Source organism: Micromonospora sp. 4G55 (genome assembly GCF_016803375.1).
Genome location: NZ_JAEVHN010000909.1, coordinates 1 through 1,893, shown reverse-complemented (window position 1 = coordinate 1,893; position 1,893 = coordinate 1). Strand labels below are relative to the sequence as shown.

Annotated in this window: 3 protein-coding genes and 1 pseudogene; all 4 read left to right on the top strand. The window is 75.1% G+C overall.

Translation table 11 applies throughout. The features are described 5' to 3' along the window. Positions 1-328 (top strand): annotated as a pseudogene (locus JNW89_RS35990) (hypothetical protein); the annotation flags it as partial. Continuing rightward, entirely contained in the window at positions 301-630 is a 330-nt protein-coding gene (locus JNW89_RS35985; RefSeq protein ID WP_238452405.1) for a hypothetical protein, read from the top strand. The pseudogene JNW89_RS35990 and the gene JNW89_RS35985, both read left to right, overlap by 28 nt. Beyond that, entirely contained in the window at positions 623-1,369 is a 747-nt protein-coding gene (locus JNW89_RS35980; protein WP_238452404.1) for an SDR family NAD(P)-dependent oxidoreductase, read from the top strand. The genes JNW89_RS35985 and JNW89_RS35980 overlap by 8 nt, the downstream gene beginning before the upstream one ends. After that, complete coding sequence (locus JNW89_RS35975; protein ID WP_238452403.1) at positions 1,353-1,775, top strand: hypothetical protein; 423 nt, start codon at positions 1,353-1,355, stop codon at positions 1,773-1,775. Before JNW89_RS35980 ends, JNW89_RS35975 begins: the two co-directional genes overlap by 17 nt. Positions 1,776-1,893: the final 118 nt, after the last annotated feature.

Here is a 1,893-nt window from a genome sequence, read left to right as displayed (position 1 = left end):
CGGCGCGGCGCTGGCCCGGGTGCCGCTGCGCCAGCTCACCCTCGGCGGGGAGCCGGTCGACCAGGCCGTCCTGGACCAGCTCCGGGCGGTCTTTCCGACCGCCCGGATCTCCTGGATCTACGCCTCCTCCGAGGTCGGCGCGTCCATCGTGGTGCACGACGGCCGGGCCGGGTTCCCGGTCGACTGGCTGGATCGGGAGGTGCCCGGCCGGCCCCGGCTCTCGGTCGACGGCGAGGAGCTGGTGGTCACGTCGCCGTACCACGGGGTCGGGCTCGACGGGCCGGTGCGCACGGCGATCGGGTGCAGGTGGTCGACGACCGGGTGCTGATCACCGGCCGGCTCGACTCCGACGAAATCAACGTCGGCGGCAGCAAGGTCTCCGCCGGGCTGGTCCGGGGCGTGCTCACCGCCCACCCCCGGGTTGCCTGGGCGCGGGTCACCGGCCGGCGCGCCCCGGTGCTCGGCCGGATGGTCGTCGCCGAGGTGGTGCCGACGCCGTCCGGCGACCCGCTGGACGAGGCCACGCTGGTGCGCTGGTGCGCCGACCGGCTCCCCGAGTACGCGGTGCCGCGCCGCATCCGCATGTTCACCGAGATTCCCGTCAAGGAGACGTTGAAGAGCGATGTCTGACTCCCCGCTCGTTCCGCCCAGCACCGTGGTCATCGTCTCCGGCGGCTCCCGGGGGCTGGGCCTGGCCGTCGTCACCGACCTGCTCGACGCCGGCGTACGCGTGGCGGCCTTCGCCCGTACCGTCACGCCGGAACTGGCGAAGCTGGCCGCCGAGCATCCCGACCGGGTGCACGTCGGCGCGGTGGACGTCACCGACCCGGCCGCCACCCAGGCCTTCGTGCGGGAGGTGGAGGAGCGGCTCGGCCCGATCGACGGCGTCGTCAACAACGCCGCCGTCGGCCAGGACTCGCTGCACGTGCACACCTCCACCGGCGACATCGCCCGGATCATCGAGACCAACCTGACCGCGCCGTTGCAGCTCACCCGCCTGGTGATCCGGCGGATGCTGGGCAAGGGCCTGCGCGGGCGGATCGTCAACATCACCTCGATCTGCGCGCAGCGCGGCTTCCCGGGGCTGGTGGCGTACTCGGCCACCAAGGGCGGCCTGGACGCCGCCACCCGCTCGCTGGCGCGGGAGCTGGGCGGCCGGATGCTGGTCAACTCGGTGGCGCCCGGCTTCTTCGCCTCGGAGATGTCCGCCGTGCTGGGCAGCACCCAGCTCGACCAGATCGTCCGGCGCACTCCCACCGGCCACCTGACCGAGCCGGAGGAGGTCGTGCCGGTGGTGCGGATGCTGCTGTGCGAGCGGACCAACATCAACGGCCAGGTGATCGTGGTGGACGGTGCGGCCTCCGTCTGAGCCGGCGGTCGCCGGCCGCCGGCCGAGACCGGTGCCCGCGCTGCTCGCCGCCGCGGAACGGTTCCTGCGGGTGGGCACGCCCGCCGACCTGGCGTACGCGGTCACCCGCAGCCATCTCGACGACGGACGCTGCGTCGGCTGGTACGGCCCGACGATCCCCGGGTGGCGGATCGCGCTGGACGCCGAGCGCGCCCAGGCGGCGGTGCCCCCGGCGCTGGCCCGGCGCTTCGGGCCCGCCGACTTCTGGGCCCGCTGGACCCGGGCGGAGAGCCTCTGCAAGCTGGCCGACGTGCCGGTGGGCGCCTGGTGGCGACGGCACGGGCTGGCCGTACCGCCGGACACGCCCGCGGTGTGGCGGACCCTGCGCCTGGGCGACGTGGTGGTGACCGTCGCCTTCGCGCCCTGACCCGCCGCCCCCCCGCCGCACTGCGTCGCCTCGCGCTTGCCTCCGCCTCGCGCTTGCCTCCGCCTCGCGCCGTGTGCGCCTCGCGCCGTGTGCGCCTCGCGCCGTGTGCGTCTCGCGC